The sequence below is a fragment of the Bradyrhizobium sp. CIAT3101 genome, from assembly GCF_029714945.1.
Classification (GTDB): domain Bacteria; phylum Pseudomonadota; class Alphaproteobacteria; order Rhizobiales; family Xanthobacteraceae; genus Bradyrhizobium.
This window is the reverse complement of sequence record NZ_CP121634.1, coordinates 7360260-7386808: the sequence shown is the minus strand read 5'-3', so window position 1 is coordinate 7386808 and position 26549 is coordinate 7360260. Positions and strand designations below refer to the sequence as shown.

Annotated in this window: 25 protein-coding genes and 1 pseudogene; 17 read left to right on the top strand and 9 right to left on the bottom strand. The window is 65.0% G+C overall.

The window, feature by feature from the left end; all coding sequences use genetic code 11:
- The first annotated feature begins 7 nt into the window (after positions 1–7).
- From QA645_RS34485 to QA645_RS34470, 4 genes are read left to right on the top strand one after another with little or no spacing between them, the layout of a single operon-like run.
- The gene (locus QA645_RS34485) at positions 8–1099 is read left to right on the top strand and encodes an ABC transporter ATP-binding protein (RefSeq protein ID WP_254129267.1); all 1092 of its coding nucleotides are present in this window, start codon (positions 8–10) and stop codon (positions 1097–1099) included.
- A gap of 2 nt (positions 1100–1101) precedes the next feature.
- Entirely contained in the window at positions 1102–2868 is a 1767-nt protein-coding gene (locus QA645_RS34480) for an ABC transporter permease subunit (protein WP_283045680.1), read from the top strand.
- Positions 2869–2899: 31 nt separating this feature from the next.
- A complete protein-coding gene (locus tag QA645_RS34475; RefSeq protein ID WP_283045678.1) occupies positions 2900–3805 on the top strand; it encodes a dihydrodipicolinate synthase family protein in 906 nt (301 codons plus the stop codon).
- Positions 3806–3817: 12 nt separating this feature from the next.
- Positions 3818–4687 carry an IclR family transcriptional regulator gene (locus QA645_RS34470; protein ID WP_283045677.1) on the top strand — a complete coding sequence of 290 codons (870 nt, stop codon included), beginning with the start codon at positions 3818–3820 and terminating at the stop codon, positions 4685–4687.
- Between the two features lie 95 nt (positions 4688–4782).
- On the opposite strand, the gene QA645_RS34465 is transcribed toward QA645_RS34470, so the two are convergent.
- The 5 genes and pseudogenes from QA645_RS34465 to QA645_RS34445 all read right to left on the bottom strand — a co-directional run bounded on the left by QA645_RS34465 (position 4783) and on the right by QA645_RS34445 (position 11362).
- Positions 4783–5877, bottom strand: coding sequence for an alkene reductase (locus QA645_RS34465; protein WP_283045676.1), 1095 nt, complete (start codon positions 5875–5877; stop codon positions 4783–4785).
- Between the two features lie 179 nt (positions 5878–6056).
- On the bottom strand, positions 6057–6560 hold the full coding sequence (locus QA645_RS34460; protein WP_283045675.1) for a DUF1993 domain-containing protein: 504 nt from the start codon (positions 6558–6560) through the stop codon (positions 6057–6059).
- 110 nt (positions 6561–6670) lie between these two features.
- The gene (locus QA645_RS34455; protein WP_283045674.1) at positions 6671–7972 is read right to left on the bottom strand and encodes a lytic murein transglycosylase; all 1302 of its coding nucleotides are present in this window, start codon (positions 7970–7972) and stop codon (positions 6671–6673) included.
- 105 nt (positions 7973–8077) lie between these two features.
- Positions 8078–10019: pseudogene (locus QA645_RS34450) on the bottom strand (glycosyltransferase).
- Complete coding sequence (locus tag QA645_RS34445) at positions 10016–11362, bottom strand: HlyD family secretion protein (RefSeq protein ID WP_283045673.1); 1347 nt, start codon at positions 11360–11362, stop codon at positions 10016–10018. The pseudogene QA645_RS34450 and the gene QA645_RS34445 overlap by 4 nt, the downstream one beginning before the upstream one ends.
- 287 nt (positions 11363–11649) lie before the next feature.
- Between QA645_RS34445 and htpX the strand changes: the two genes are divergently transcribed.
- Positions 11650–12606 carry a zinc metalloprotease HtpX gene (gene htpX, locus QA645_RS34440; protein WP_283045672.1) on the top strand — a complete coding sequence of 319 codons (957 nt, stop codon included), beginning with the start codon at positions 11650–11652 and terminating at the stop codon, positions 12604–12606.
- A 134-nt stretch (positions 12607–12740) separates the two neighbouring features.
- Positions 12741–13382: a tetratricopeptide repeat protein gene (locus QA645_RS34435; RefSeq protein ID WP_283045671.1), complete on the top strand. Its 642-nt coding sequence runs from the start codon at positions 12741–12743 to the stop codon at positions 13380–13382.
- A 45-nt stretch (positions 13383–13427) separates the two neighbouring features.
- Here the strand turns inward: QA645_RS34435 and QA645_RS34430 are convergent, their stop codons facing one another.
- Both QA645_RS34430 and QA645_RS34425 read right to left on the bottom strand, forming a co-directional pair.
- On the bottom strand, positions 13428–13790 hold the full coding sequence (locus QA645_RS34430) for a hypothetical protein (RefSeq protein ID WP_254192269.1): 363 nt from the start codon (positions 13788–13790) through the stop codon (positions 13428–13430).
- A 176-nt stretch (positions 13791–13966) separates the two neighbouring features.
- Positions 13967–14779, bottom strand: coding sequence for a hypothetical protein (locus QA645_RS34425; RefSeq protein ID WP_283045670.1), 813 nt, complete (start codon positions 14777–14779; stop codon positions 13967–13969).
- Between the two features lie 227 nt (positions 14780–15006).
- Between QA645_RS34425 and QA645_RS34420 the strand changes: the two genes are divergently transcribed.
- On the top strand, positions 15007–15300 hold the full coding sequence (locus QA645_RS34420) for an antibiotic biosynthesis monooxygenase (protein WP_045005289.1): 294 nt from the start codon (positions 15007–15009) through the stop codon (positions 15298–15300).
- Between the two features lie 204 nt (positions 15301–15504).
- Here QA645_RS34420 and QA645_RS34415 read toward each other — a convergent pair whose 3' ends face one another.
- Positions 15505–16950 carry a short-chain fatty acyl-CoA regulator family protein gene (locus QA645_RS34415; RefSeq protein ID WP_283045669.1) on the bottom strand — a complete coding sequence of 482 codons (1446 nt, stop codon included), beginning with the start codon at positions 16948–16950 and terminating at the stop codon, positions 15505–15507.
- 236 nt (positions 16951–17186) lie between these two features.
- On the opposite strand from QA645_RS34415, the gene QA645_RS34410 reads away from it, so the two are divergent.
- From QA645_RS34410 to QA645_RS34400, 3 genes are all read left to right on the top strand, one after another.
- Positions 17187–18821: an isocitrate lyase gene (locus tag QA645_RS34410; protein ID WP_283045668.1), complete on the top strand. Its 1635-nt coding sequence runs from the start codon at positions 17187–17189 to the stop codon at positions 18819–18821.
- 23 nt (positions 18822–18844) lie between these two features.
- Positions 18845–19054 (top strand): hypothetical protein, encoded by a 210-nt coding sequence (locus QA645_RS34405; protein ID WP_008137787.1) that lies wholly within the window; start codon positions 18845–18847, stop codon positions 19052–19054.
- 190 nt (positions 19055–19244) lie between these two features.
- A complete protein-coding gene (locus QA645_RS34400) occupies positions 19245–19799 on the top strand; it encodes a hypothetical protein (RefSeq protein WP_283045667.1) in 555 nt (184 codons plus the stop codon).
- 39 nt (positions 19800–19838) lie between these two features.
- Here the strand turns inward: QA645_RS34400 and QA645_RS34395 are convergent, their stop codons facing one another.
- Positions 19839–20735: a metallophosphoesterase gene (locus tag QA645_RS34395; protein ID WP_283045665.1), complete on the bottom strand. Its 897-nt coding sequence runs from the start codon at positions 20733–20735 to the stop codon at positions 19839–19841.
- 92 nt (positions 20736–20827) lie between these two features.
- Here QA645_RS34395 and QA645_RS34390 point away from each other — a divergent pair, with 92 nt between their 5' ends.
- The 7 genes from QA645_RS34390 to QA645_RS34360 all read left to right on the top strand — a co-directional run bounded on the left by QA645_RS34390 (position 20828) and on the right by QA645_RS34360 (position 26266).
- On the top strand, positions 20828–21319 hold the full coding sequence (locus tag QA645_RS34390) for an NUDIX domain-containing protein (RefSeq protein WP_283045664.1): 492 nt from the start codon (positions 20828–20830) through the stop codon (positions 21317–21319).
- A 47-nt stretch (positions 21320–21366) separates the two neighbouring features.
- Positions 21367–22518: a hypothetical protein gene (locus QA645_RS34385; protein ID WP_283045663.1), complete on the top strand. Its 1152-nt coding sequence runs from the start codon at positions 21367–21369 to the stop codon at positions 22516–22518.
- Positions 22515–23450, top strand: a complete 936-nt coding sequence (locus tag QA645_RS34380) for a glycosyltransferase family 2 protein (RefSeq protein WP_283045662.1) — start codon at positions 22515–22517, stop codon at positions 23448–23450. Before QA645_RS34385 ends, QA645_RS34380 begins: the two co-directional genes overlap by 4 nt.
- 112 nt (positions 23451–23562) lie before the next feature.
- Positions 23563–24078 carry an N-acetyltransferase gene (locus QA645_RS34375; RefSeq protein ID WP_254129287.1) on the top strand — a complete coding sequence of 172 codons (516 nt, stop codon included), beginning with the start codon at positions 23563–23565 and terminating at the stop codon, positions 24076–24078.
- 26 nt (positions 24079–24104) lie between these two features.
- Entirely contained in the window at positions 24105–24572 is a 468-nt protein-coding gene (locus QA645_RS34370; protein WP_254129288.1) for a DUF1801 domain-containing protein, read from the top strand.
- 87 nt (positions 24573–24659) lie between these two features.
- Positions 24660–25412 carry a haloacid dehalogenase type II gene (locus tag QA645_RS34365; RefSeq protein ID WP_283045660.1) on the top strand — a complete coding sequence of 251 codons (753 nt, stop codon included), beginning with the start codon at positions 24660–24662 and terminating at the stop codon, positions 25410–25412.
- Positions 25413–25495: 83 nt separating this feature from the next.
- Positions 25496–26266 carry an IclR family transcriptional regulator gene (locus tag QA645_RS34360; RefSeq protein WP_283045659.1) on the top strand — a complete coding sequence of 257 codons (771 nt, stop codon included), beginning with the start codon at positions 25496–25498 and terminating at the stop codon, positions 26264–26266.
- The last annotated feature ends 283 nt before the right edge of the window (positions 26267–26549 follow it).

The following is a 26549-nucleotide window of genomic DNA, read 5'->3' as shown; positions in this document are numbered from 1 at the left end:
GCGGCCCATGGTTTCGTCGAGCCTGCGCATTCACGAGCTGTGCAAGCGCTATGGCGACTTCGTCGCGCTGGCGCCGACCAGCCTCGATGTTGCCAAGGGCGAATTCCTGACCCTGCTCGGTCCGTCCGGATCGGGCAAGACGACGCTGCTCAGCCTGATCGCGGGTCTCGCCCATCCCGATCAGGGGAGGATCCTGATCGACGACGCCGACGTCACCCACAGCCCGGCCTATGAGCGTGACATCGGCGTCGTGTTCCAGAACTACGCGCTGTTCCCGCACATGACGATCGAGGAGAATATCGCGTTTCCCCTGAAGATGCGGAAGGTCACCGACGCCGAAGCGCGCAGGCGGACGGCGGAGGCGCTGGAGACGGTGCGGTTGGCGCACGTCGCAAAACGTTATCCGCGCGAACTGTCCGGCGGCCAGCAGCAGCGCATCGCGCTGGCGCGCTGCATCGTCTACCGTCCGGCGATCATCCTGATGGACGAACCGCTCGGCGCGCTCGACAAGAAGTTGCGCGACCAGATGCAGCTCGAGATCAAGCGCATCCATCGCGAGCTCGGCACCACGATCGTCTACGTCACCCATGATCAGGAAGAGGCGATGACCATGTCGGATCGCATCTGCCTGATGAACGCCGGTGCGATCGAGCAGCTCGGAACGCCCCAGGATCTCTACTTCCGGCCGCGCTCGGTGTTCGTCGCCGACTTCCTCGGCGAGTCCAACCTGCTCAGCGCGACGGTGCGCGGCGTCGACGGTGATGGGCTCGACATCGTCCTGGCCGCGCAGGCCGCGCCGTCGCGCGCGGTCGGCAATGGCTCTCGTTTCGCTGCGGGGGAGGCGATCAAGGTGATGGTGCGTCCCCAGAACCTCGTGGTGGGCGAGGCGGGCGGCCAGCTCTCCGGCCGGCTCGTGGACGTGATGATCAGCGGCAGCCTGACGCGGCTCTATATCGCGCCGGAGACGGCGGGTCTGCCGCAGCTCGTCGCCGCGCATCCGACCCGCAGCGGTTCGGCGCCTTACGAAATCGGGCAGTTGCTGTCGCTTGGATGGCATGCGGCGGATGCCGTTGCGATCTGCGACGGGAAGGGGATCTGAACTTGGCCGGTCTGCGCGCGATACAGCGAAATCTGGCCCTGACGCGGGTCGCGATGGGCGCGCCGTTGGTCCTGCTACTCGTGTTGTTCCTGATCTATCCCGTCGGCCAGCTGCTGCTGCTCAGCATCTACGGCGATGCCGGCTTCACGCTGGCGCAATACCGCCAGCTCTTTGCCTCGTCCGTTTATCTCGACGTTCTCCTGATCACGCTGAAGATTTCGCTGGTCACCACGCTGGTCTGCGTCGTCACCGGTTATCCGATCGCCTATCTGATCTCGATCGTCGACAAGGAGCGCAAGGCGACGCTGCTATTCTGGGTGCTGCTGTCGTTCTGGACCAGCTTCCTGGTCCGCGCTTTCGCCTGGATCGTTCTGCTCGGCCGCAACGGCGTCATCAACAAGCTGCTGATCTCACTCGGCATCATTTCGAGCCCAGCGAGCCTGCTCTACAATTTCGGGAGCGTGCTCGTCGGCATGGTCAATGCGCTATTGCCGCTCGCGGTGCTGACCATGCTCTCGGTGATGGAGAACATCGATCGTACCTTGCCGCGCGCGGCCGCAACCCTCGGGGCGCGGCCGGGCATGGCGTTCTGGAAGATTTATTTTCCGCTGTCGCTGCCGGGCGTCGCCGCCGCGGGGATCATGGTGTTCGTCACCGCGATCGGCTTCTTCATCGTGCCCGCGCTGCTCGGCGGCCGTCGCGAGACCATGATCACGCAGCTCATCATCGACCAGGTCCAGCAGACCATGAACTGGGGTTTTGCGGGTGCGATATCGGTGCTGCTGCTGGTCGTGGTCCTCGTCGTCTTTGCCGCCTATGACAGGCTTCTCGGTCTGTCGACCATGACCGGCGCATCCGCACCGCGCAATGCGGCACCGTCGCCTTTGTCGGGCCCGCTTCAGAAGGCCGGCGATGCGCTCCTCAATTTGCTCGGTGTGATTTCCGACCGCATCATCCTGATGATGCCGTCACGCCGTCGCGACCGCAATCCCGATCAGGCCGGCCTCGGCTTGCGGGCTTTCGTCTGGACCATGCTGCTCATCATCAGCGCACCGACCCTGCTGATGATCCCGCTGTCGTTCGGCAGCGGCGGCCTCAACTGGCCACCGCAGGGCTTCACGCTGCATTGGTATGAGACCGTGCTGAACTCGCCGGTCTGGACCCAGGCGCTGCTGCGTTCGTTGATGGTCGGCGTCGGCACGGGATTGCTCGCCATGCTGATCGGCACGCCGGCCGCGTTCCTGCTGGTGCGCAGCGAAATCCCCGGCAAGGCGGCGTGGCTCGCCTTCATCCTGTCGCCGATCGTGGTGCCGCGCATGATCATCGCGGTCGGCTTGTTCTATGTCTTCGCGCGCATGGGCCTCGTCGGCAGCGCCGTCGGCCTCATTCTCGGGCACACCGTCGTGGCGGTCCCCTATGTGGTGATGACCATGATGGCGGTGCTGCGCAACTACGACGCGCGGCTCGACCATGCCGCGCAGAGCCTCGGGGCACGCCCGATCGCGACGCTGCGTTACGTCACCTTCCCGATCCTCGCCGCGGGCATGATGTCGTCGTTCCTGTTCGCCTTCGCGACCTCGTTCGACGAGCTCACCATCGCGCTGTTTGCGACAGGCGGCCTGAACGCGACGCTGCCAAAGCAGTTCTGGGACGAGGTGACGCTCCAGGTCTCGCCCGCGATCGCCGCTGTCTCGACCTGTCTGTTCGTTTTCATGGGGCTCCTGATCTTCGTTGCCGAACGCCTGCGCCGGCGTGCCGCCGCGAGATAGCCTCTCCGCATTCCAACCAAGGGCTCACACCATGCTCACTGCCAATCGTCTCCGCGGCCTGTTCCCGGCCATTCCGACCCCCGTCAACGCCGACGACACCATCGATGCCGGCGCGGTCGCGGCCATGTTCGCCTGGCTCAACAAGCAGGGCATCGATGGTGTCGTGCCGCTTGGCGGCACCGGCGAGTACGGCGCGGTCGCACGCGCCGAGCGCATCAAGATGGCCGGGCTGTCGGTGAAGGCGATGGCGGGCAAGGGGCCGGTCATCGCCGGCGTGCTCGACACGGGCTTCCACGACGCCTTGCAGGCGGGCAGGGAATTTGCGGCCGAGGGCGTGGACGGCCTGCTGGTACTTACGCCATATTACACCAATCCGACTCAGGTCGGCATTCGCGATTATTTCCTGCGCTATGCCGATGCCTCGCCCGTGCCCGTCCTGATCTACGAGATTCCCTACCGCACCCGGATCGCGATCGAACCCAAGATCCTGCATGAGCTGTCCAGGCATCCCAACATCATCGGCATGAAAGCCTGTAATCTCGACATGTACCATTTCCTCCAGGTCGTGGCCGGTGTCGACGAGAGCTTTGCGGTGCTGAGCGGCGAGGACAGCCTGTTCCCGCTGCATCTCGCGGCGGGCGCCAAGGGCGGCATCATCGTCACTGCGTGCCTGCTGCCGCACGCCTGGCGCCAGATTTTCGAGACGGCGACGGCAGGCAGGACGGCGGAGGCCTTGAGCCTGCATCGCCGCCTGATCCCGCTGATGAACATGGCGTTCGCCGAGACCAATCCGGGACCGATGAAGGCGGTGATGGATCTCGTTGGCGTCGAGGCGCCGCGCATGCTCGCGCCGCTGGTGCAGCCGGCGCCGGCGTTGGTCGCCTCGCTTCGCGCCGAGCTCGGCCGGCAACTGGCGATTTCGGAGGGCATCGGGTGAGAGGATGGCAGCATGGCGCGTAGCAGCCGCGAGGGCGGCAGCCGGCCTGCGAAGGCGGCCAAGGCCCGCAGCTCAGGGAAGACCGAGCGAAAGAGCGCGGAGCCGGAGCGCTCGTCCCTGTTCGTCGGTTCGACCGAGAAGGCGTTCCAGGTCCTGCATGCCTTCGACGGCCCGCAGCGCTACATGACGCTCGCTGACATCGCGCGCGCCGCCGATCTCGACCGCAGCGCCACCCAGCGCCTGGTCTACACACTCGAGACGCTCGGCTATCTCAAGCGGATCGAGGGCACGCGCAATTACGGACTGACCTCGAAGGTGCTCCAGTTCTCGCACAGCTATCTCAAGGCCAACGACCTGATCGACCGGGCATCGCCCTATCTGCTCGAGATCAGCCGCTCTCTCGGGGAGACGACCAACCTGCACGAACTGGACGGTCATGAGGTCGTCTTCGTGGCGCGCTTTCCGGGCGCGCATCTCATCAACATCGATATCGTGATCGGCAGCCGGCTGCCGACCTTCTTCACGGCGTCGGGCACCGCGATCCTGTCGGCGCTGCCGGAGGAGGAGCGTCTCGCGCTGCTCGAACGTACGTCGCTCGTGCCGCTGACGCCGTTCACCCTGACCGACCCGAAGGCGTTGCTGGAGCGTGTTCGCGTCGCCGCCCGGCGCGGCTATGCCGTCATCATGAACGAGACCGTGATGGGCGACATCTCGGTCGCGGCTCCCATCATCGACGAGCACGGCCGGGCGGTTGCCGCGATCAATATTTCGGTGCCGACGACGCGCTGGACCAAGGAGCGTGCCGAGGCCGAGCTGGCGCAGCACGTCCATGTCGCTGCCACCTCGATCTCCAAGTCGAAGTTCAACCGCTACGCGGCTTGAGCCGGCTGCGGACAACAAAAAAGGCCGGGAGCGATCCCGGCCTTTTTGTTTCTGGCGTCCCGCAAGGGCTTCTCGCACTGGCGGAGGATGCAGCCTTACTTCGCCGCGGCCAGCGCCGGGTAGTCCGTGTACCCCTTGGCGCCGCCCCCGTAGAACGTGTTCTTGTCCCAATCGTTCAGCGCTGCACCCGTCTTCAGTCGTTCGACCAGGTCGGGGTTGGAGATGAACGGCTTGCCGAAGGCGATCAGGTCGGCCGCGTTCGCGTCGAGCACCTTGGTCGCGAGATCGAAATCGTAGCCGTTGTTGGCGATGTAGGCGCCCGAGAAGCGCTTGCGTAGGCTCGCATAGTCGAACGGTGCGAAATCGCGCGGGCCGCCGGTGGCGCCTTCGACGACGTGGAGATAGACGAGCTTCAGCGCGCTGAGACCGTCGGTGATGTGATCGAACAGCGCCTGCGGATTGGAATCCACGATGTCGTTGGCCGGCGTCACCGGCGAGATGCGGATGCCGGTGCGGTCGGCGCCGGCTTCCGCCACGATGGCCTTGGACACTTCAAGCATCAGCTTGGCGCGGTTCTCGATGGAGCCGCCATAGGCGTCGGTACGCTTGTTGGCGCCGTCCTTGGCGAACTGGTCGAGCAGATAGCCGTTGGCGCCGTGGATCTCGACGCCGTCGAAACCGGCCTCCAGCGCGTTCTTCGTGGCGCGCTTGAAGTCGTCGATGATTCCCGGAATTTCGGAGAGCTCGAGCGCACGGGGCTCGGAGACGTCGGCGAAGGTGCCGTTCACGAAAGTCTTGCCCTTGGCGCGGATCGCGCTCGGCGCCACCGGGGCTGCGCCGCCCGCCTGGAGGTCGACATGCGAGATGCGGCCGACATGCCAGAGCTGGATGAAGATCTTGCCGCCGTTCTCATGCACCTTGTCGGTGACCGTGCGCCAGCCCGCGACCTGGTCCTTCGAATAGATGCCGGGAGTGTCCTGGTAACCCTGGCCCTGCTGCGAGATCTGGCTCGCTTCGGTGATCAGCAGGCCCGCGGAAGCGCGCTGGCCGTAATAGTCGGCCGCGAGCGGGCCGGGGACGAAGGTGCCGGGCGCGGCGCGGTTGCGCGTCAGCGGCGCCATCACGAAGCGGTTGGCCAGCGTAATCGGGCCGAGCTTATAGGTATCAAACAATTTGGTCGGACGGCTCATTGGGTGCTTCCAGGGGTTGAGAGGTCCGGAACACTTGTGCATTGCGACAATCAGCGCAAGGGACGAGCCATACGGAAAGTGCAGGCGAGCTGCGCGGCAGGCCCCGCGCAGCATATTTCATGCGCTATTTCGGCCGCGGCAGCGGGATTCCACCGCCACGGCCGCGCGGATCGCCCAAATTAGTTCGCGCCGAGGAAATCGCGCTTGCCGATCTCGACGCCATTGTGACGCATGATGCCGTGAGCGGTGGTGGCGTGGAAATAGAAGTTCGGCAGCGAGACCGCGCTGAAGAACTGCTGGCCCTTGAGCGTCATGGTCCGGTCCGGGCCTGCCGGGAAGGTCACGTCCTTGGCGTCGGCGCCTTCGAACTGCTCCGGCTTGTACGATTTCACGTGGTCGATCGTCTTGGCGAGCCGCTGCTTCAGCTCCTCGAACGTCTTTTCCGTGTCGGGCATCGAAGGCACCTCGCTATGGGTCAGCCTGGCGCAGCCCTTGGCGGCGAAATCGCTGGCGAGCTGGATCTGCTTCGACAACGGCAGCATGTCCGGGAAGAGGCGCGAGCCGAGCAGGACGCTCGGGTCGATCTTTTTGGCCGCGCAATGCGCCTCAGCCTTGGTGAGCAGGCCGCTCAGGCTGTTCAGCATTTGCAGATACGCGGGGACGACGGCGTCGTAGAAGGACATGTGATGCTCGCTTCAATGGTGGGAGATTCTCAGGAGAAAACCTGAGCCACTCACATGGGAGCGTCATGGAATAATACAATCGCCGACGTCGCTTGTGCAGTGCGAAAATTCTACCGCACTGTCGCCTGGGGCTGGGCCTGGGCCGTGCCACCGCGCATGCGGGCCAGCAACTCCGCCGTCGGCCAGGAATCGGCCGGCAGGCCGTATTTGATCTGCATCGCCTTCACGGCGACGCGGCTCTGCTGGCCCAGCACGCCGTCGACCTTGCCGACATTGAAGCCGGCCTGGACCAGCAATTGCTGCAATTGCTTGAGCTCGTTGAACGGCAGTTGCGCGACCTGTCCGGCCGGTCTGCGCATGGGGGCTGCGCCCGCAATGCGCGAGGCGAGATAGCCCGCGGTGGTCGAATAGATCAGCGAGTTATTCCATTCGGTGTACGCCGCGAAATTCGCATACGCCATGAAGGCCGGCCCGTTGCGCCCCATCGGCAGCAGCACGGATGCCGCGAGATTGTCGTTCGGCAGCGGCCGGCCGTCGGGATAGGTGACGCCGAACTGCGCCCATTTCGAGCGCGGCAGCTGCACGCTGAGGTCGGTCTGATCCCACGGCAGGTTCGAGGGCACCTTGATCTCTTCCAGCCACGGCTCGCCGCGTCGCCACTTCAAGCCGTTGGCGATGTAGTTCGCGGTCGAGCCGATCACGTCGTCCTCGCTGCGCAGGAGATCGCGCCGCCCGTCGCCGTCATAATCGACGGCGTAGTTGACGTAATGCGTCGGCAAAAACTGCGTCTGGCCGAGCTCGCCGGCCCATGAGCCGATCATCTCATCGGGCGTGAGATCGCCGCGGTCGATCACCTTCAGCGCGGCGATGGTCTCGTTGACGAACATCTCCGAGCGGCGGCAGTCATAGGCGAGCGACACCAGCGATTTCAGCGTCGGCAGATTGCCCATGTTGACGCCGAAATCGCTCTCCAGGCCCCAAAACGCGGCGATCACCGCCGGCGGCACGCCGTATTCCTTCTCGGCGCGCGCGAACGCGGCCGCGTGTTGCTTGATGTGCTGCTGGCCGTTCTGCATGCGATAGGGCGCGGCCATGCGGCCGGCAAATTCGGTGAAGAGCTGGCCGAATACGCGCTGGCCGCGGTCGCGATTGACGATGCCCTGGTCGTAGACGAGGTAGGGCGCAGCCTCCGATATCGTTCGCTGCGACACGCCGGCGGCGACGGCCTGCTGTTTCACGTCGGCGAGGAAGCGATCGAAGTTTTGCCCATTGTGGCACGACGCCGCGCGCGGCGACGGCGCCGTGGCCTTCGGCGCGGCGGGCTTCGCGGGCGGCGGCACGAACTGGGCGGAGGCGGGAAGGGAGAGCGCGAACAGAGCGGCGGCCGCGATCGCAAATCGGGTCTGGACCATAGGGGTTCCGGCGGGGGGAGGGGCAGGCGTGGATTCGGCCGAAGTCTAGGTGAAGTGACGGCCTCGGGCCATCCTTTCCATGCCATGCGGGGCGCGGAATGCGAGTTAGCCAAACAGTCGCATCAGCAGCGCTTTTCCGACCGGAAGCGCACGGACGCCGCGATAGGCCCGCACATACTCGCCGGCGTAGAACGCCCGGATCGCGTGCACGCGCGTATCCATGCCTTCCTCGAACCGGACCGCGAATCCATCCGTGGTGCGCCGGACCACGATCGCGGCGATCGACCGGCCGTAGATGCGGCATTCGATCGTGCTGCCGGGGCGCGGCCGGATCGGGATCGATCAGCCGCGCGCCGGTGATGGAGATGTCGGCGAGCCGCGCCAGGTGCGACCTGCCGTCCTGGCGCAGCAGCACGGCCTCGTTGCGATCGAAGCGCTCCGCCTTGCGCTTGCGCGGCTGCTCGATGCAGACGAAGCAGACCACGGCGAGGATGAAGGCGTTGTAGAGGCTCCAGGCCAGTGCCAGTCCGCCATAGGCGATGTTCTCGCCGCGCAGATGCAGGATGAAGGCATAGGCAATGGCCGCGAGCGTGATCGCAAGCGCACTGCCATAGAGCCGCAGCAGCGGCCATTCGACAAATCGCCTGTCGCGGTCGCCGCCCTTCGCCGTGACCTTGAACTTGTGCCCCTTCGGCTTCAGCAGGCCGGCCGCCACGGCCTTGAGTACGGCAGGCGCGGCGATCAGTTGCGACACGTCCGTCATCATCGCGAGCGAACGGCCGCGCGACAGCCAGGCCATGGTGAGGCTGTGCCAGACGTAGAACGGCAGGAAGAAGCGCAACAGCTCGGTCAGGTCGGCCTGCACCGCCTTGATGCCGAACAGCAGGAACAGCCAGGGCACGATGAGGCCCGCCACTTTCGACGTGTAGACCGCAGACCAGCTCATGAAGGAATCGACCAGCGAGAGCCGGTCGATGAAGGCGAGTTTCGACACTCGCGAAAACGGTCCGCTGCGGCCGCGGATGATCTGCATGAAACCGAGGCACCAGCGCGCGCGCTGGGTGATGTATTCCTTCAGTCCCTCCGGCGCGAGCCCGATCGTGAGCCGTTCGTTCAGATAGATCGTGGTGAGGCCGTATTCCTTCAGGCGCAGCGTGACCAGATAGTCTTCCGTGACGGAGTCGGTCGGAAACCCGCCGATCCGCACCAGACCCTCATAGCGAATGAGGGACGAGGTCCCGCAGCAGAAGGCGACGCCCCAGGCGTCCTTTGCCGGCATCAGGATGTCGAAGAAGAAGCGCTGCTCGTCGGGCCAGACGTCGGTCGCGGCGAGGTTGGTCTGGATCGGGTCGGGATTGATGAAGTGCTGCGGCGTCTGCACCACGCCGACGCTGGAATCGTCCATCAACGAGATGGTGCGCGCGAGGAAGTCGGGCCGCGGCACGAAATCCGCGTCGAGAATGGCGACGAAATCCGGCCGCTCCGGCAGCGCGCCGACGTGCCTGAGGGCGTGATTGATGTTGCCGGCCTTGGCATGGTGGTTGTCGGGTCGTGTGAGATATTCGCAGCCGAGTTCGCCGGCAAGCCGCCGCAGCCACGGCCGCCGGCCGTCGTCGAGCACCCAGACGCGGTAATGGCCGTACTCCATGCCGGTCGCGCCGATGATGGTGCGCTCGAGGATCGATCGCTCTTCGTTGTAGGTGCAGATGAAGACGTCGATCAGCGGCGCGTGCGGATCTTTGGCGCGTGCGTCGATCCTGGCCGCTTTGGTGCGGTCGATGGTCCGGCTCAGGAACAGCAGCGACAGCGCGACCGCGACCAGCGACATCGCCTCCAGCAGCATGAAGGGATAGCCGATGATCGCATCCGCCGTCAGGTGCGGCGGCGGCAGCGTCGCCGTGATACGCCAGGCGAGATAGCGAAGCAGGAAAACGAGCGATACGATGGCGAGGAACGAGCGCGCCATCGTGCTGTCGCGCCTGAGCAGCGGCACGATCGCCATGAAAGCGCCGAGCGTGATCAGGCCGGGCGTCAGTGCCGTCATCACGACGCGGTCTCGGGTCGATTGAACACGACGCGGCCGGTGCGTCCCACGGTGCAGGCGTGTGACGCGGCATCGCGCGGCGCCACGGTGACGCGATAGGGCTCCTTGCTCAGCGCATCCGGATTGATGGCAAGATTGGCGGGCGCACCGGCCGCGCCGGTCAGGTTGACCACGGTGCCCGAGATCGGTGCGCCGTTATCGTTCGGCTCGAAGGTGGCGCTGTCGCCGAGCTGCAGGCGGTTGTAGACGCTCTCGGTGACATTGGCGGTGATGACGGCGCCGCTGCAATCGAGCACCTTGAGCAGCGGCTGGCCGGCCTGCACGTCCTCGCCCGGCGAGGTCATCATCTCCCAGACGCGGCCTGCGACGGGCGTCGTGATGTTGGCCTCGGAGAGATCGGCGAAGCGGACCTCCTCGACGATGATCTCGTTGCCGAGCCAGGCGATCTCGGTGTCGGTGCGTGTGAGATCGGCCTCGAGGTCGCCGGCACGCTGGCGCATCTCCTCCTCGCGCTGCACCGAGCTCGGCCGGTCGTTATAGCTGTCGCCGAGGAACGAGCCGTTCTGTGCCGCGGTCAGCTCGACCTTGGCCGCATCCAGCCGCTTGCGTGCACCGAGCTCGGTCTGCTGCGACACCGAAAGCTCGCGCGTCAGCCGTGCCAGCTCGACCGTCGAGACATTGCCGGATTTCGCCAGCGAGGACGCGCGCTCGACCGCGGCACTGGCTTCGTCCCGCCGCGCCGCCGCGGCCTCGATCGAAGTCTGGATCTCGGCGATGCGGGCCTCCAACTGGAGCACGCGCCCGTCGCGGAATTGCGCGGCCTGTCGCGCCAGATCCTTTTGCGCCGATTGCGCCGAGGCCAGCTTGGCGGCGAGGCTCGGCCGCTCGTTCTCCAGGCGTGATTTCTGCCGGCGCAGATCGTCGAGCCGGGTGCGGTCGCCGCGCGAATTGACAACGCGCAGGACGACGGTTCCGGCGTCCAGCTTGGCCTGGTCGGTGACGTGCTGGGCCGCCGACACGCGTCCGCCGATCGGCGCGCGTAGCGTGACGATGCGGGAGTTCAGCACAGCCTCGACGCTCGAATTTTCCCAGACCGCGCGCAGCGGCAGCCAGCCGAACACGGCAATGATGGCGAGCCCGATCGCGATCTTGGCGCCGCGCCGCAGATGCGGCCAGCGGCGCGTCGGTTCCTGTGACGTCTGCGCGTCGGGCGTATGGCCGGACTCGTCATTGGCGAACAGCTGCTCGTGCAGCGCGTCCTGTAATCCCTTTGCGTCAGCCTTGGTGTCCTGGGAGGAAGCAGCGGATCCTGGGTCGACGGAAGCGGCGCGTGAGCGGTCTGCCATGACAGTCACCTTGCGGGCGGGAGGCCAACGGAACCGGTCAATGCGCAAGGGCCGCGCAGCGTGCCCGGTGACCGTGGATTAAGCCGACGCTGCACTTTCCAGGTCGCTAAGCGTCCGCGCGCGTTTTTGCGCAAATCCCGGTCAAGGTTTAGCGACGCGTGAAAGCCTGGCGGCAACGCAGATGAATCTGCGGCCGGGCGACGCACGAACCTTGCAGCAGCCCGCCGCGGTCATACTTGCGGGGGGCCGGCCAGAGGTTTTGCCCGCGGCCGCTTCGGGAGACGGCCATGAACTACCTGCGTACCGCAATGCTTCTCGCAGGCCTCACCGCCCTGTTCATGGGCGTGGGCTATCTGATCGGCGGCGCTACCGGCGCGATGATCGCGCTCGTGATTGCGGCGGCGACCAACCTCTTCACCTATTGGAACTCCGATCGCGCGGTGCTCTCGATGTACGGCGCGCATGAGGTCGACCGTCACAGTGCGCCGGAACTTGTCGGGCTGGTTGCAGAGCTTGCGGGCCGCGCGGGCCTGCCGATGCCGCGCGTGTTCGTGATGGACGAGGCGCAGCCCAACGCCTTCGCGACCGGTCGCAATCCCGAGAATGCCGCCGTCGCCGTCACCGTCGGCCTGATGAACCAGCTCAGCCGCGAGGAGCTCGCCGGCGTGATCGCGCACGAGCTCGCGCATATCAAGAATCACGACACGCTGCTGATGACGATCACCGCCACCATCGCCGGCGCCATCTCCATGCTGGCGCAGTTCGGCATGTTCTTCGGTGGCAACCGCGACAACAACGGCCCCGGCATCGTCGGCTCGATCCTGATGATGATCCTGGCGCCGCTCGGTGCCATGCTGGTGCAGATGGCGATCAGTCGCACGCGCGAATATGCCGCCGACAATCTCGGCGCGCGCATCGCGGGCCAGCCGATGTGGCTGGCCTCGGCGCTGGTGAAGATCGAGGGCGCCGCGCATCAGGTGCCGAACTATGATGCCGAGCGAAATCCTGCGACCGCGCACATGTTCATCATCAACCCGCTGTCGGGTCATGGCGTCGACAATCTTTTCGCCACCCATCCCTCGACGCAGAACCGCATCGCGGCGCTCCAGCAACTTGCGGCCGAGCTCGGCTCGCAAGCCGCGCCGTCGGTCGGCGCCAACGAGAACTATCCGCCGCAGGGCCCGTGGGGCCGTTCGTCTTCCCGTGGTCCTTCAACTGGTCCTTCTCGTGGTCCCTGGGGCTGATGCGAAACAGGCCGATTCCGGCTGAGTTTGTGACCTGGCGCACACAGGGCAGGCCCAGCCGGTGTTAACACCTGATCGAGAGTGTTCCTTCGAAAGGGGATGCGTGGCCGGCTCGTCGCCGGACACCGTCGAAGATGACCAGAGCTGCCGTGCCATTGTTGATCGTCCTGGGCGTGGCCATTGGCCTGTCCACGCATACGGTCGTGAATTGCGGCGATGAGGACGAGCCCGATATCTGCTCGGCCGTGATCGGCTTCTCGCCGTTTCGTGGCTCCCTGATCGCCTTTGCTTATGAGGGGCGCGGGCGGATCGCGCTGCGCCACGGCGACAACGGCCGGGCGATCGCCGATTTCAACGAAGCCATCCACCTCAATCCCAACCGCGCCTCGCTCTATCGCGACCGCGCGCAGGCGTACCGTCGGAACGGCGATCTGGGCCTTGCGATTGCCGATTTTGACGAGGCCATCGCGCTCGATCCCAAGCCGGCGGTGCCCTATCACGAGCGCGGCCTCGCGCTCGCCGCCAAGGGCGATCTCGACCGCGCGATTTTGAGCTACAGCACAGCCGTCCGCCTCGATCCAACGGATGCACAGGCGCGCCTCGATCGCGGCCTTGCGTTCCTCGCCCGCGGCCAGGCCGACGATGCCCGCTCAGATTTCGAAGCCGCCGTTGCGTTGCCGTCCGGCAAGGACAGCCGCGCACGCGACGCCGCGCGCGCCAAACTCGCCGAGCTTGCCCACGCCGAGCCGACCCAGGTCTCGACACCGCGGCGGTGAAATTTCGCTTTCCCTCTCCCACAGGGGAGAAGGAGGAATGCGCGCCTACTTCGCCTTCTTGGCCTTCTTCGCCTTCGCGGCCTTCTTCGCCGGCTTGTCCTTGGCAGGCTTGTCCTTGGCCGGCTTCTCGGCCTTCACCTCGATGGGCGTGCTGGCGGCCAGCCGCATGGCGCGGGCGTAGCTGTCGGCGACGTTGTCGGCGGACATCTGCAGGCGCCTGGCGGCGGCGGTGGCCTGTTCCATGGTGGCCTTGGCCATCATCTTGAAGCGGGCGCCGGTCTCCTTGCCCTTGGCCTTGGCCGCAAGGCCGCTGAAGCGATCCCGCCGCTCCTTGGCGCGGGTCATCAGGCCCGTCTGCAGCTGTCTGGCCAGTTGCCGGATCACGACATCCAGGTCGGCGTCCGCCATGTCTTCTATCCTCTTCGAAACAGTCCCAATCGATGCGGCGGGACTATGCAGATCGGGCCCCACCTTGGCAATTGCCGCCCGGGCGTCATCCGCAGCTTCCGTTACCCAAAACAGAAAAGCCGCGCATGTCGCGCGGCTTTTGGCATTGGCTTGGCGCGAGGTGCGCCGTGTCGGCCTTACTTCAGCGAGGCGACCGGGCCGGCCGAAGCCGCTGCCGGATCGGGGTCGAAGCCGAACACGCCGACCAGATATTTGTAATAGTCCGGCATCTTCTCCTTGAGCGCTTCGCGGGTCTTGGGATCGTGGAATTCGCTCTTGCCGGCCAGGAAGATGCTGGCGGTCACCGCGAAGAACTCCATGTGGTTCTTCAGCGCATAGGCTTCCTTGGGCAGGAAATCCTTGGACTTGGCATAGGCGTAATAGCTGATCACGCCCTTGTTGGCGTAACCGTCCGGCAAGAGCCGCGCGTGATAGGCGTGCAGCATCTCGTGGAGCAGCACCGCCTCTTTCTCGTAACGCATCATGTCCGGCCGGACCATGATCACGCCGAGCCCGGAATCGACCGCGAGGTCGACGGCGTTCGGATTGGTCCAGCGCTGCTTGTCGTGGTCCCACACCGTCAGCGTCCGCGGGGTGGTGCGCTGGATGTCCGGCGTGACCCGGCCGTAGCACGCGGTCGCGGCGCCTTCGTCGAGGCAGGCCAGCTCGCTTGCGATGATCGGGACGGTTCGGAAGAAGCGCAGCACGCGCGGGGAGAACCCGGCACCTTCGACGACGTCGATCTGCTGCTTCAGGTTCTCGGTGAGCTTGTCGACGTCCTTGCGATCGGAATTCTCCGACACGTCGAACATGTAGCCGCGGTAGCTCTGGAAGCCGGGCGGCAGCGCCTTCGCGGCATCGGCGGACGCGACGTCGAGCGAGCCGGCGTTGGACGGATGGGCGAAGAGCGCGCCGACAATGGTCGCGGTCAGCAGCAACGCAATGCGCATGATGAACCCCCTGATGTCACTTCACGCGGCAGGATAGGCTGCCGTTGTTTGCGAAAAGTGAGTGAGGCGAGACTAAGGCCGCGATGTTGAGGCGTGCTTAATCGTTGGTTGCAGATCGCGGGAGGAGATTAGGGCAGGGTTAACCAAGCCGTAGATCGGCCGCGCGCTTCGGCGTAACATGCCGCCGGGCACCATGCCCCACATCACGAGCCGGAAGGGAGGATGCCATGTATGCCGCCATCCGTCAGGCCAAGGCCAAGAGCGGAAGCGCCGAAGAGCTGGCGCGCCGCATCAAGGACGGCGCCGTTCCGATCATCAGCGACGTCGACGGCTTCAGGGCCTATTACGTGGTCTATGCCGGCGACGACACGGTGACCGCGATCTCCATCTTCGACAAGTTCGAGCAGGCCGAGGAAGCGAATAGGCGCGCGATCGCCTGGATCGAAAAGGATCTTGGCTCGCTGCTGGCAGGGCATGCGAGTGCCGCGGCGGGGCCGGTGATCGTGCATACGCTGGCGTAGGGATTGGACGCGAGATCTCTCCGCGGGTCGTCCCGGCGAAGGCCGGGACCCATACCGCGTGATCTATCGGTGAATGGTGGTCGTCGTACCAAAGGACGTACAACGACGACGTCTCATCAAACTATGCCCTGTGGTTATGGGTCCCGGCCTTCGCCGGGACGACACCGAGGGGTAGTGCAGGTGTGCCGCCTAACGCCGAGCTCCTCACAACTCCCGCGCATTCGAGAACGCGAAACTCGACACCCGTCGCGTCGTCTCGTCCAAAATCAGCGTGCGCGTGATCGGCGGCTCGGCGCGCTGGGCGCAGTTTTCGCGCTCGCAGAGCCGGCAGTTGACGCCGATCGGCGTGCCTTCCGTCTTCTCCAGATCCATGCCCGCGGCGTAGGTCAGGCGCGCGGCGTGGCGGATCTCGCAGCCGAGGCCGATGGCGAAGCGCGGTTGCGGCAGCGGGTGCGGTGCCACCGGTCGGCGCACCATCTGCGCGATCGAGAAATAGCGCGTGCCGTCGGAGAGCTCGATCACCTGCTTCAGGAGGCGATCGGGCGTGTCGAAGGTCGAGTGCACGTTCCATAAGGGACAGGTGCCGCCGAATTTCGAAAACGGGAATGTGCCCGAGGAAAAGCGCTTCGAGACGTTGCCGGCATTGTCGACGCGCAGCAGGAAGAACGGAATGCCGCGCGCGTTCGGCCGTTGCAGCGTGGTGAGGCGATGGCAGACCTGCTCGAAGTCGGAATTGAAGCGCTGCGCCAGCACGTGGATATCGTAGTTGAGCGCTTCGGCAGCCGCGAGGAAGGCCGGGTAGGGCATCATCACCGCTGCTGCAAAATAATTGCCGAGCGTGATGCGGAACAGCCGACGCGGCGCGTCGTCGAGTGGACCGGCGCGGCCGATGATGGTTTCAAGCGCCTGCGCGCATTCACCCAAGCCCAGCTGGAAGGCGAGCTGGAAGGCGCGGCCGGGCGGATCGACCAGTTCAGAGATTAGGAGCTGGCGGCGATGGCGGTCGAAACGGCGCAGCGTCTCGCGCATCACGTCGACCGGCATGATCCGGGTCTGAATCGAATGCTTTTCGCGCAGGCGTGCCGCGAGTGCGGCATAGAGCCCTTCGGCCGGCACGTCCAATTCGTCCCGCAGGTTTTCGGCCGCCTGCTCGAGCTCCGGGAAATAATTGCGGTTGGCCTCGATCAGCTCGCGCACGCGCTCGACCGGATTGGCCTCGTAGCGTGTGCCGACGTCGCGGTCGGCCATTTGGGCCGCCGCCAGCGTCTCGCCCTGGCGTGCCTCGGCATAGGCTGCGTAGAGCCGTTGCAGCGCATGGGTGACGCCGGGACAGAGCTCGGCGAGGTCGCGCAGCTCCTGCTTGGGAACGTCGATCTGGCGGAACAGCGGATCGGAGAAGATCTCGTTCAACTCGGCGAAGAAGCGGTCCTCGTCGGCGGTGGCGAGGTCGCGCAGATCGAGATCGTAGGTTTCGGCCAGCCGCAGCAGGATCTGCGCCGTCACCGGCCGCTGGTTCCGCTCGATCAGATTGACATAGCTCGGCGAGATCCCGAGCCCCTCGGCGATCTGGGTCTGGGACAGCCCCAATTGCTGACGGATCCGCCGGAAGCGTGGACCGACGAACAGCTTTTTCCCGGACTCAGCGGGCATTTCCAGACCTCCAGACGCATTAAGGACAGATAGGCTGACCTATATTTTTACAAATTTTACAAAATAACATCTATTACATGTTCTTATGTTACATGACATCACCATTCAAATACAAGGCCTCTGTACGAACTTCTCTTTCTCGCGTTTATCTCATGACACGCATTTCGCAATGCATTGTCAAAAATGTCGATGACATCGCCAGTCGCTTTGTCATCCGTCGAAAAGGGATAAGGCACATGAACTACCAGCCCCGTGGCATCACCACCTTCCAGGGCCCGGCCTCGTATCAGAACGAAGTCGAGGCGGCCCAGGCGCTCCTCAAGACCCAGCCGACCTGGAACGGGGTGTCGGCCGAGGCCGTCGCGCGCATGCGCCTGCAGAACCGCTTCAGGACCGGCCTGGACGTCGCCCGCTACACCGCGGCGCTGATGCGGGCCGACATGGCGGCCTATGACAAGGATCCGACCAAGTACACCCAGTCGCTGGGCTGCTGGCACGGCTTCATCGCCCAGCAGAAGCTGATCTCGGTCAAGAAGCATTTCGGCGGCAAGACCGATCGCACCTATCTGTACCTGTCCGGCTGGATGATCGCGGCGCTGCGCTCCGAATTCGGACCGCTGCCCGACCAGTCGATGCACGAGAAGACCTCGGTGCCGGCGCTGATCGAAGAGCTCTACACCTTCCTCCGCCAGGCGGATTCCCGTGAGCTCAACGACATCTTCCGTTCGCTCGACAAGGCGCGCAAGGAAGGCGACAAGACCCGCGAGAAGGAGTTGATCGCGAAGATCGACAACTTCCAGACCCACGTCGTGCCCGTCATCGCCGACATCGACGCCGGCTTCGGCAATGCCGAGGCGACCTATCTGCTCGCCAAGAAGATGATCGAGGCGGGTGCCTGCGCGCTGCAGATCGAGAACCAGGTCTCCGACGAGAAGCAGTGCGGTCACCAGGACGGCAAGGTCACCGTGCCGCACGAGGTGTTCATCGCGAAGATCCGCGCCTGCCGCCACGCCTTCCTCGAGCTCGGCGTCGAGGACGGCGTCATCGTCACCCGCACCGACTCGCTCGGCGCCGGTCTCACGCAGCAGATCGCCGTCAGCCACAAGCCGGGCGACATCGGTGATCAGTACAACAGCTTCCTCGATTGCGAGGAAATCACCGCTGAGAACGCCCGCAATGGCGACGTCATCATCAACCGCAACGGCAAGATGATGCGCCCGAAGCGGCTGCCCTCGAATCTCTATCAGTTCCGTCCCGGCACGGGCGAAGATCGCTGCGTGCTCGACAGCATCACCTCGCTGCAGAATGGTGCTGACCTGCTCTGGATCGAGACCGAGAAGCCGCATATCGAGCAGATCGCCAAGATGGTCGACCGTATCCGCGAGGTCATCCCCAACGCGAAGCTCGCCTACAACAACTCGCCCTCGTTCAACTGGACCATCAACTTCCGTCAGCAGGTTTACGATGCGATGAAGGAAGCCGGCAAGGATGTCAGCAAGTACAGCCGCGCCGAATTGATGAAGCCGGAATACGACGATACGCCGCTGGCGATCGAAGCCGACGAGCGCATCCGCACCTTCCAGGCGGATTCGGCCAAGCGTGCCGGCATCTTCCACCACCTGATCACGCTGCCGACCTATCACACGGCCGCGCTGTCCACCGACAACCTCGCCCGCGAGTATTTCGGCGATCAGGGCATGCTCGGCTACGTCAAGAACGTGCAGCGCCAGGAGATCCGTCAGGGCATCGCCTGCGCCAAGCACCAGAACATGGCCGGCTCCGATATCGGCGACGACCACAAGGAGTACTTCGCGGGTGAAGCTGCCCTCAAGGCGGGCGGCGCCCACAACACGATGAACCAGTTCGGCTAACGCCACTCAACAGGAGACTGACAATGACCAAAGGCAGCAATTTCTGGGTGATCGGCGGCGAGTTCGGCTCGATGAACTTCCACAAGCTCGTCGAAGGCTCGGCCCAGGTGCAGGGTCCGTTCAAGACCCGCAAGGAAGCCGAAGACGCCTGGCGCTCGGTTTCGGAAGAGAACCGCCACAAGGCCGGCGTCCGTTTCTCGATCGTGGAAGAGCCGTCGCGGGTCTCGGCCTGACGGCTGCCTGACAAATCCAAGAAGACGTCCAAGGACGGAGGGTCCCATCCGGCGCAAGCCGGGTGGGATCGTCTGTTTTTGGCACATATCAACGGCCTGTGGGTGTCGTAAGTATCTGGAATTGTGGACCCTTTGCGGGCGCTGTGGTTGCTGATAGGTTAACGGCGGAAAGTCGAGGACGAGGCCGACCATGTCAGAGCCCGAGATCAGCGGTACCCAACCCAGCCAGCCGCGCCCGGTCCGGCTGCGCGACGCGCTGTTGCGTGCGCGGATCGAGGCCGCCGACCGGACCGGCGTCGTCGTCGATCTCAGGGATGCCGAGGTGGCGCGGCTCGAGATCCTCAACGACGCACTCGACCCGCTGTTCGCCCAGGTGCCCGAGCAGATCGATTTGTTCGACCGCGGCATCAGCCAGGGCGATACGCCACGGCTCTGGATCGACGTCGTCGCCCACATCCTGATGGGGCGCGACAAGCGACAGTACCGCTTCGTCCAGGACACCCGCTTCGGCCGCATCGTGCTCGCCGAATCGCACGACACCGCGGTGATCGTGGACGCCGTCACCGACTATGTCGCCCGCCGCATCGTCGAGCGCGAGCGTGCGATGGTGGTCCCGCCCGAGCCGAAGCCGGAGGTCGCGGAGCCGCCCCGTCGCTCGCGCGTCTGGCCGTTCGTGTTCGGATTCATCATCGGTGCCGCCGCGCTGTTCGGCGTCGCCGTGGTCGCGGCGTTGCGGAGCTGGTGATTGCTCTCCGTCGTCCGTGCTCGCGCTGACGCGCGCGCCTCAAACCAGCCGTGTGCGCTTGATCTCCCGCACCTGCATGCCCGGATCGATGCTTCGCACGATCTGCTCGCAGCGCCAGCCGGCATTGTCCTTCTCGATCGCGAACAGATTGTAGGCCGCCGCCGGGTAGCGCCCGTGCGCGAGCGCCGAGGCCGATGGCACGCCGATCGCGGGGATGTTGCCGTTGGGACCTTCGAACCACATCGTCGAATGGATGTGGTCGTGCCCGTGCAGGACCAGCTCGACGCCATGGCGCTTGAGCAGCGCCAGCAGGCTTGCGGAATCCGTCAGCCGCTTCTGGCGCGCTTCGGACTTCAGCGGATGATGCACGAGCAGCACGCGGAAGACGTCCTCGGCCGCGAGCCGGTCGAGCACCTCTTCGAGGGCTACGAGCTGATCGCGTCCGAGCGTGCCCGTTGCCATCAAGGGCGGCGTCGGCACGGCGCTGGAGAGGCTGATCAGCGCGGCCGGTCCACGCCGGCGCACGCCGGGAAAGCCGGCGCTGCCGTCGTCGCTGGCAAGATAGGGCGCAAAGGTCTCGCCGAAGCGATGGCGCGTGGCGCGGACATAGGCATCGTGATTGCCGGGAATCGTGGTGACGCGGTCGGGCGAGCCGACCCCGTCGAGCCAGGCGCGCGCCGGCGCGAACTCCGCGTCCATCGCCAGGTTGACGAGGTCGCCAGTCACCGCGATGTGGTCGGGCGCCTGCGCCTGCATGTCGGCGACCAGCGCGTCGAGAACCTCGCGGCGCTGGTATTTGTGACGGTTGCGCGTCCAGTTGACGTAGCCGAGTGCGCGCTTGCCGGCGAGCTCGATCAGTCGCGGCTTCGGCAGCGGCGGCAGATGCGGGTCGGACAGATGGGCGAGCGTGAAGGGTGCCGGCGTGTGGGAAGTCATGGCGCGCGATTGCCTCGCTATTCGGTTGCTGTAATGGCAAGGTCGCGCTCATCGCGCAAGGGAAGCCTGGAAGGGCGCATCACGAGAGGCTAATGGGCGAGCGCCTGGACCAGATCCGACGGAGATTCGAGCCGCTGCTGCGGCGCGTCTTCCACGCCTATTTCCTGGTGGTTCGCGGCATGACGCTCGGCGTCCGCGCCGTGGTGCTCGATGCCGACAACAAGGTGTTTCTGGTCAAGCACAGCTACGTCTCGGGCTGGTATCTGCCGGGCGGCGGCGTCGACTACGGCGAGACCATGGAGCAGGCGATGCGCCGCGAGCTCAAGGAGGAGGGCGATATCGATCTCACCGGGGAGGCCGTGCTGCACGGCATCTTCCTCAACAGCCACATCTCCCGCCGCGACCATGTCGCGGTCTATGTGGTCAGGCATTTCCGGCAGGACCGGCTGCCGGCGCCAAACCACGAGATCATCGCATGCGGCTTCTTCGACACCGCCGCGCTTCCGGAGGAGGCGACCCCCGGCACGCGGCTGCGGATCGCGGAAGTGCTTGACGGCAAGCCCGTGATTGCGACGTGGCGCTGAGGGCGGGCTATGCTAGTACCAGTCCGAATGGGCGTCACGGAAACCTGATGAAAGCGGCAAAACTCGTCTTCGGCCTGATCTGCCTCGCGATCCTCGCCAGCAACATTGCGACAATGTCGCGCTGGAGCGAGGCGCGCGGGGTCTATGACGACATCTGCTATCTCCGCCAGGCCCATCTGTTCCAGCGCTTCGGCGCCGGCGGGCTCGACACCAACGCGGTCAGGGACGACGATCGTTATTTCGAGGGCAAGCTGAAGGAAATCGCCTTCGCCGAATGGAAGGATCCGATCCGCTGGCCCTGCCACAATCCGATGCCGGGCGGCAAGGTCGTATTGCAATATCCGCCGGGCACCGGCTTCCTGCTGGCGCTGTTTCCGCAAGGCCATCAGGTCGTGCCGCTCTACATTGCCGCGAGCCTGATCGTGTGCGGCCTCGCGCTATCGGGCATTGCCATGGCGCGGACGCTGCCGTCGGTCCTGGGCGCTGGCGTGTTCGGCGCGCTTGCCGTCTATCTCATGATCAATCCGGCGAAAGCGAGCTATTCGGTTGCGCCGACCATGGCGTTGTGCGCCGTCGTGGGCTTCCTGACGGCGCTGTGGCTGGCCAGGGACAAGCGCAGCGTGTTGCTGATAGCCGTGATCGGTCTCCTGCTCGGTGTGTCCGTCAATTTCAGATTGCCGAATGCCTTGCTGGCGGCCGGCTATTTCCTGTTCCTCGGCATTCCCTTCCTGTGGACGCGCTCGCTTGCAACGTTCGTGCAGGGCCTCGCCTTCGGTGCCGGCGTGCTCGTCGGCATGGCGCCGACGCTGGCCGCCCAGGCCATCAACGCCGGCAGCGCGCTGGCGACGACTTACGGCAGCGCCGACGTGGTTGCGCCGGGCTTGGACTTCGCCGTACTTGGCCAGTATCTGCGCGACATGCAGATCGTGTTGATCGTGCTTGCGATCGGCGCGACGCTCGCGCTGTTGTGGTCGCGCGAGGGGCATGTGCGGCAGGCGGCCTTCGTCGTTGCCGGCAACCTCGTGGTCAATCTCGGCTTCTTCCTGAGCCATCCGATCTTCACGCCGTACTATGTCGTGCCGATCGCGATGCTGTCGCTGTGGACGCTGTCGTTTGCCCGGCTGTTGCAGCCGGCTGAGGTGCGTGAGGCCGCATCGGTCCGGTCCGAGCCGGCCAGTCTGGGAGCGCTGCCGCGATGACATCGGCTCAACCCCGCATCGCCGTGCTGGTGCCCTGCTACAATGAGGAGGCGGCGGTCGCGACCGTCGTCGCCGACTTCCGCAAGGCGCTGCCCGCGGCGGAGATCTATGTCTACGACAACAATTCGCGCGACAGCACCGCTGCCGTTGCGCACGAGGCCGGCGCGATCGTGCGCAGCGAGCGGCGGCAGGGCAAGGGCCACGTCGTGCGCCGCATGTTCGCCGATGTCGAGGCCGACATCTACGTTCTGGTCGACGGCGACGCCACCTACGATGCGCCGAGCGCCCCGCGCATGATCGACAAGCTGCTCGAGGAACATCTCGACATGGTGGTCGGGCTCCGCATCGACCAGTCGCAGGCGGCCTACCGTCTCGGCCATCGCACCGGCAACCGCATGTTGACCGGCTTCCTGTCCTCGACCTTCGGCCACGCCTTCAAGGACATCCTGTCCGGCTACCGCGTGTTCTCGCGGCGTTTCGTCAAATCGTTCCCCGTGCTGTCCGATGGCTTCGAGATCGAGACCGAGCTCGCGGTCTACGCGCTGGAGCTGTCGCTGCCGGTTGCCGAGGTCGAGACGCCCTATTACGCGCGGCCGGAAGGCTCGTTCTCGAAGCTCAACACCTGGCGCGACGGCTTCCGCATTCTCGGCACCATGCTGAAGCTGTACCGCTCGGAGCGGCCGCTGCGCTTCTTCACCGTGATCGGGATCCTGCTGGCGCTGGCCGCGATCATCCTTGCGGTCCCGATCGTCGTGACGTTCATCGAGACCGGCCTGGTGCCGCGCCTGCCGACTGCCGTGCTGTCGATGGGCTTGACGATCGTGGCGATGCTGTCCGTTTCGTCGGGCCTCGTGCTCGATACCGTGACGCGGGGACGGCGGGAGATGAAGATGCTGGCCTATCTGTCCCAGCCGGCGCCGAAAAGGACCTGAAGTCGGGCGCGGCGCCCATAGACCTCCAGATGCGCAGATGCTACTCCGCTTGCCGGATTGACGCGTTTTCTTAACGCGAACCGGAATCCACTTCGCTCGAAAACGCTATGATATGAACGATCTCTCAATCACCATCAGTCCCGAAGCCCCTGGCGACGCCCAGGCGATCGAGCGGCTGCACGAGCGCACCTTCGGCCCCGGCCGCTTTGTGCTCAGCGCCTACCGCATCCGCGAGCACGTCGACCATCTGCTCGACGTCTCCTTCACCGCCCGCATCGGCACGCTGCTGGTCGGCTCCGTCAGGCAATTGCCTGTCACGATCGGCGAGACGCCGGCGCTGCTGCTCGGGCCGCTCACCGTCGAGCCGCCGTTCCGCAGCCGCGGCATCGGCCGCATGCTGATGGAGCGGGCCCTGAAGGACGCCGGGGACAAAGGCCACGCCATCGTGCTGCTGGTCGGCGACGAGCCCTATTACAGCCGCGTCGGTTTCAAGCTCGTCCCCAAGGGACGCGTCACCATGCCGGGCCCGGTCGATGCCGCGCGCGTCCTGGTGTTCGAACTCGTCGACGGCGCGTTCGAAGGCGTCTCGGGCACAGTGGCTCCGGACTGGAGCAAGGCGCGGGGATAGCGCACCAACAATCGGTCGAGGCCCAAATGTTCCGCGTGATTGCCGACACATTGCAGGCCTACCTCGATTTCGATCCGAAGCGAAAGCGTGATCTGACCGAGTTGCACAAGCTGGTGGTCTCGGCCGCGCCAGCCCTCAAGCGCCATTTCCATCAGGGAACGCCCGCGGGAGAGGCGGGAATGCGCATGAAGATGATCGGCTATGGAAAGTTCCGCTATGCCATCAAATCGGGCAAAAGCACGGATTGGCCGGTGATCGGTGTTGCACTCCAGAAAAACTACATCAGCATGTACGTGACGGTGACGAGGCAAGGCGCGCCCGTCGTATCCCGTTACGCCGGAAAGCTCGGCGAATTGCGCATGGGCGGCAACAACTTCAGTTTCGAACGGTTCGACGATCTCAAGCACGATGCGGTGTCTGCTCTCGTCGCGGAGGTTGCCGGCATCTACGAAGCGGATCCTGAAAATCCCGTCCGCTACATGCAGGGGTCCTGACCTCCGATTCCGACGCAGTCGGGAATATTCCGGGTGACCAGGCGATCATGATCGGCGGGATTTTGTCCACCGCATGAGAACGCCCAGATGTCCCTTAGTCGCCGCCAACTTCTCGCGATCGCGTCGTTGACGGTCGCGTCCTCGATTGCAGGCGATTCCCATGGAGCAGGCGCGCCGATCAAGGCGATCGCGTTCGACGGTTTTCCGATCTTCGATCCGCGTCCGATCTTCGCGCTGGCCGAGAACCTGTTTCCCGGGCGCGGCGCCGAGCTGTCAAACGCCTGGCGAACGAAGCAGTTCGAATACACATGGCTCCGCACCATGAGCGGAGATTATCGCGACTTCCTCGGCGTCATCGATGACGCCCTGGTGTTCGCCTGCAAGTCGCTCGATATCGAACTGACCGGCGTCAAGAGAAGTGCGCTGGTCGAAGGTTATCTCGGCATGACGGTCTGGCCCGACGTATCGCCCGCTCTGTCCATGCTGAAGGACAACGGCTTGCGGCTCGCACTCCTGAGCAATTTCTCGCCCGCGATGCTCGACGCCAATATTCGCGCCGCAGGGCTCGAAGGTGTCTTCGAATTTCAGCTGAGCACGGATGCGGTTCGTGCCTACAAGCCTGACCCGCGGGCCTATCAGATGGGCCTCGACGCTTTCGCCTTGAAGCGTGAAGAGGTGCTCTTTGCAGCCTTCGCCGGCTGGGATGCCTCCGGCGCCAAACTGTTCGGCTATCCCACCTTCTGGGTCAATCGGCAGAAGCAACCGCGCGAACAGCTCGATGCCGTTCCCGACGGCGAGGGGCTCGGCATGACCGACCTGGTGCACTTTCTGTCGAGCTAGGGCCTGCGACCAGCTACACGCTGTACCGTCGGCGCGGTTTATGCCAAAAACCGCAGGCGAAGCAGACGAAGGACATGTGAAGTTTGGCCGCACCCAAGAAGGGCACCTCGCCCGCGGAACGCCAGAACGGGATTGATCGGACCATCGATCTCCTGGAAGCGCTGCTGCATTTGCGCGAACCTTCCAAGCTCAGCGATCTCGCCAAGCAAATGGGCGCGCCGCGATCGACCGTCTATGCCATCGCCAATCGCCTGATCGAGGCGGACCTGCTGGAGAGCGTCGGCGACGGCGGGCAGGTCTATTTCGGCAAGGCGGTGCATCTCTACGGGCGGGCCTATGCGGAGGCCAATCCCCTGCATCGCCGCTGTCGCGAAGCCCTCGACCGGCTCGCGACCCAGCACAGCGCCACCGCGCAACTCTGTGCGCTACGCGGCCGCAAATATGTGGTGGTCGATACGCGGGACGGGTCGGGCCTGTTCCGGATCACGACGGATGTCGGCATCGAGGTGCCGCTGCCGTGGACGGCATCCGGCCGGCTGCTGCTGGATCATATGAGCCCGGCGGACATTCGCGCCTTTGTTCCGAAGGAGGATTTTCGCCTTCCGGACGGCCGCGTCCTCGACATCGACGATTTCATCAAGGACGTCGCACGCGCGCGGCGTGACGGCAAATGCGTGACGACGGCGCTGTCCGACCGGTTTACGTCGTGTCTTGCCGCCCCCATCCGCGACAAGAAGGGTGTTGCGGTTGCGACGCTTTGCTTCGTCGTTCCCGCGGATTCGGTGAAGGAGCGCAGGACCGCGCTGCTCGACGATCTCGTCGCCACCGCAATCGAACTCTCCGATCGCCCCTGAGCCAAGCCGGCCTGCAAGCGCAGCGACCGATGTTCCCGCATCGCCTCGCGCGCCGTCGCCGCGCGTCCCCTGTTTGCGCGGCACGCAGTGCACAACGTTCGGAGAATGCGCGTCGCGGCGCGCAGGACTAGAATGTCCGGGCTTGACATCACGCCGTCCGAATATCTAACGTGACGCTATAAGAACATATTGTCCATTATAAGAGACAGTGTAGTTGCAGGCGCGGTGAGGTTCTTGCGGTCCCATGACAGGGCGCGAGACGCGATCCTGCGTGTCCAGGCGA

Bases quoted from the DNA above. Each gene is read 5' to 3' on its own strand.
- QA645_RS34390 (WP_283045664.1), top strand. From the start codon at position 20,828: ATGGGCGAGCGCCTGGACCAGATCCGACGGAGATTCGAGCCGCTGCTG.
- QA645_RS34455 (WP_283045674.1), bottom strand. From the start codon at position 7,972: ATGGTCCAGACCCGATTTGCGATCGCGGCCGCCGCTCTGTTCGCGCTC.
- QA645_RS34420 (WP_045005289.1), top strand. From the start codon at position 15,007: ATGTATGCCGCCATCCGTCAGGCCAAGGCCAAGAGCGGAAGCGCCGAA.
- QA645_RS34375 (WP_254129287.1), top strand. From the start codon at position 23,563: ATGAACGATCTCTCAATCACCATCAGTCCCGAAGCCCCTGGCGACGCC.
- QA645_RS34400 (WP_283045667.1), top strand. From the start codon at position 19,245: ATGTCAGAGCCCGAGATCAGCGGTACCCAACCCAGCCAGCCGCGCCCG.
- QA645_RS34470 (WP_283045677.1), top strand. From the start codon at position 3,818: ATGGCGCGTAGCAGCCGCGAGGGCGGCAGCCGGCCTGCGAAGGCGGCC.
- QA645_RS34365 (WP_283045660.1), top strand. From the start codon at position 24,660: ATGTCCCTTAGTCGCCGCCAACTTCTCGCGATCGCGTCGTTGACGGTC.
- QA645_RS34380 (WP_283045662.1), top strand. From the start codon at position 22,515: ATGACATCGGCTCAACCCCGCATCGCCGTGCTGGTGCCCTGCTACAAT.
- QA645_RS34405 (WP_008137787.1), top strand. From the start codon at position 18,845: ATGACCAAAGGCAGCAATTTCTGGGTGATCGGCGGCGAGTTCGGCTCG.
- QA645_RS34410 (WP_283045668.1), top strand. From the start codon at position 17,187: ATGAACTACCAGCCCCGTGGCATCACCACCTTCCAGGGCCCGGCCTCG.
- QA645_RS34370 (WP_254129288.1), top strand. From the start codon at position 24,105: ATGTTCCGCGTGATTGCCGACACATTGCAGGCCTACCTCGATTTCGAT.
- QA645_RS34435 (WP_283045671.1), top strand. From the start codon at position 12,741: ATGACCAGAGCTGCCGTGCCATTGTTGATCGTCCTGGGCGTGGCCATT.
- QA645_RS34465 (WP_283045676.1), bottom strand. From the start codon at position 5,877: ATGAGCCGTCCGACCAAATTGTTTGATACCTATAAGCTCGGCCCGATT.
- QA645_RS34415 (WP_283045669.1), bottom strand. From the start codon at position 16,950: ATGCCCGCTGAGTCCGGGAAAAAGCTGTTCGTCGGTCCACGCTTCCGG.
- QA645_RS34425 (WP_283045670.1), bottom strand. From the start codon at position 14,779: ATGCGCATTGCGTTGCTGCTGACCGCGACCATTGTCGGCGCGCTCTTC.
- QA645_RS34395 (WP_283045665.1), bottom strand. From the start codon at position 20,735: ATGACTTCCCACACGCCGGCACCCTTCACGCTCGCCCATCTGTCCGAC.
- QA645_RS34475 (WP_283045678.1), top strand. From the start codon at position 2,900: ATGCTCACTGCCAATCGTCTCCGCGGCCTGTTCCCGGCCATTCCGACC.
- QA645_RS34460 (WP_283045675.1), bottom strand. From the start codon at position 6,560: ATGTCCTTCTACGACGCCGTCGTCCCCGCGTATCTGCAAATGCTGAAC.
- QA645_RS34445 (WP_283045673.1), bottom strand. From the start codon at position 11,362: ATGGCAGACCGCTCACGCGCCGCTTCCGTCGACCCAGGATCCGCTGCT.
- QA645_RS34385 (WP_283045663.1), top strand. From the start codon at position 21,367: ATGAAAGCGGCAAAACTCGTCTTCGGCCTGATCTGCCTCGCGATCCTC.
- QA645_RS34430 (WP_254192269.1), bottom strand. From the start codon at position 13,790: ATGGCGGACGCCGACCTGGATGTCGTGATCCGGCAACTGGCCAGACAG.
- htpX (WP_283045672.1), top strand. From the start codon at position 11,650: ATGAACTACCTGCGTACCGCAATGCTTCTCGCAGGCCTCACCGCCCTG.
- QA645_RS34485 (WP_254129267.1), top strand. From the start codon at position 8: ATGGTTTCGTCGAGCCTGCGCATTCACGAGCTGTGCAAGCGCTATGGC.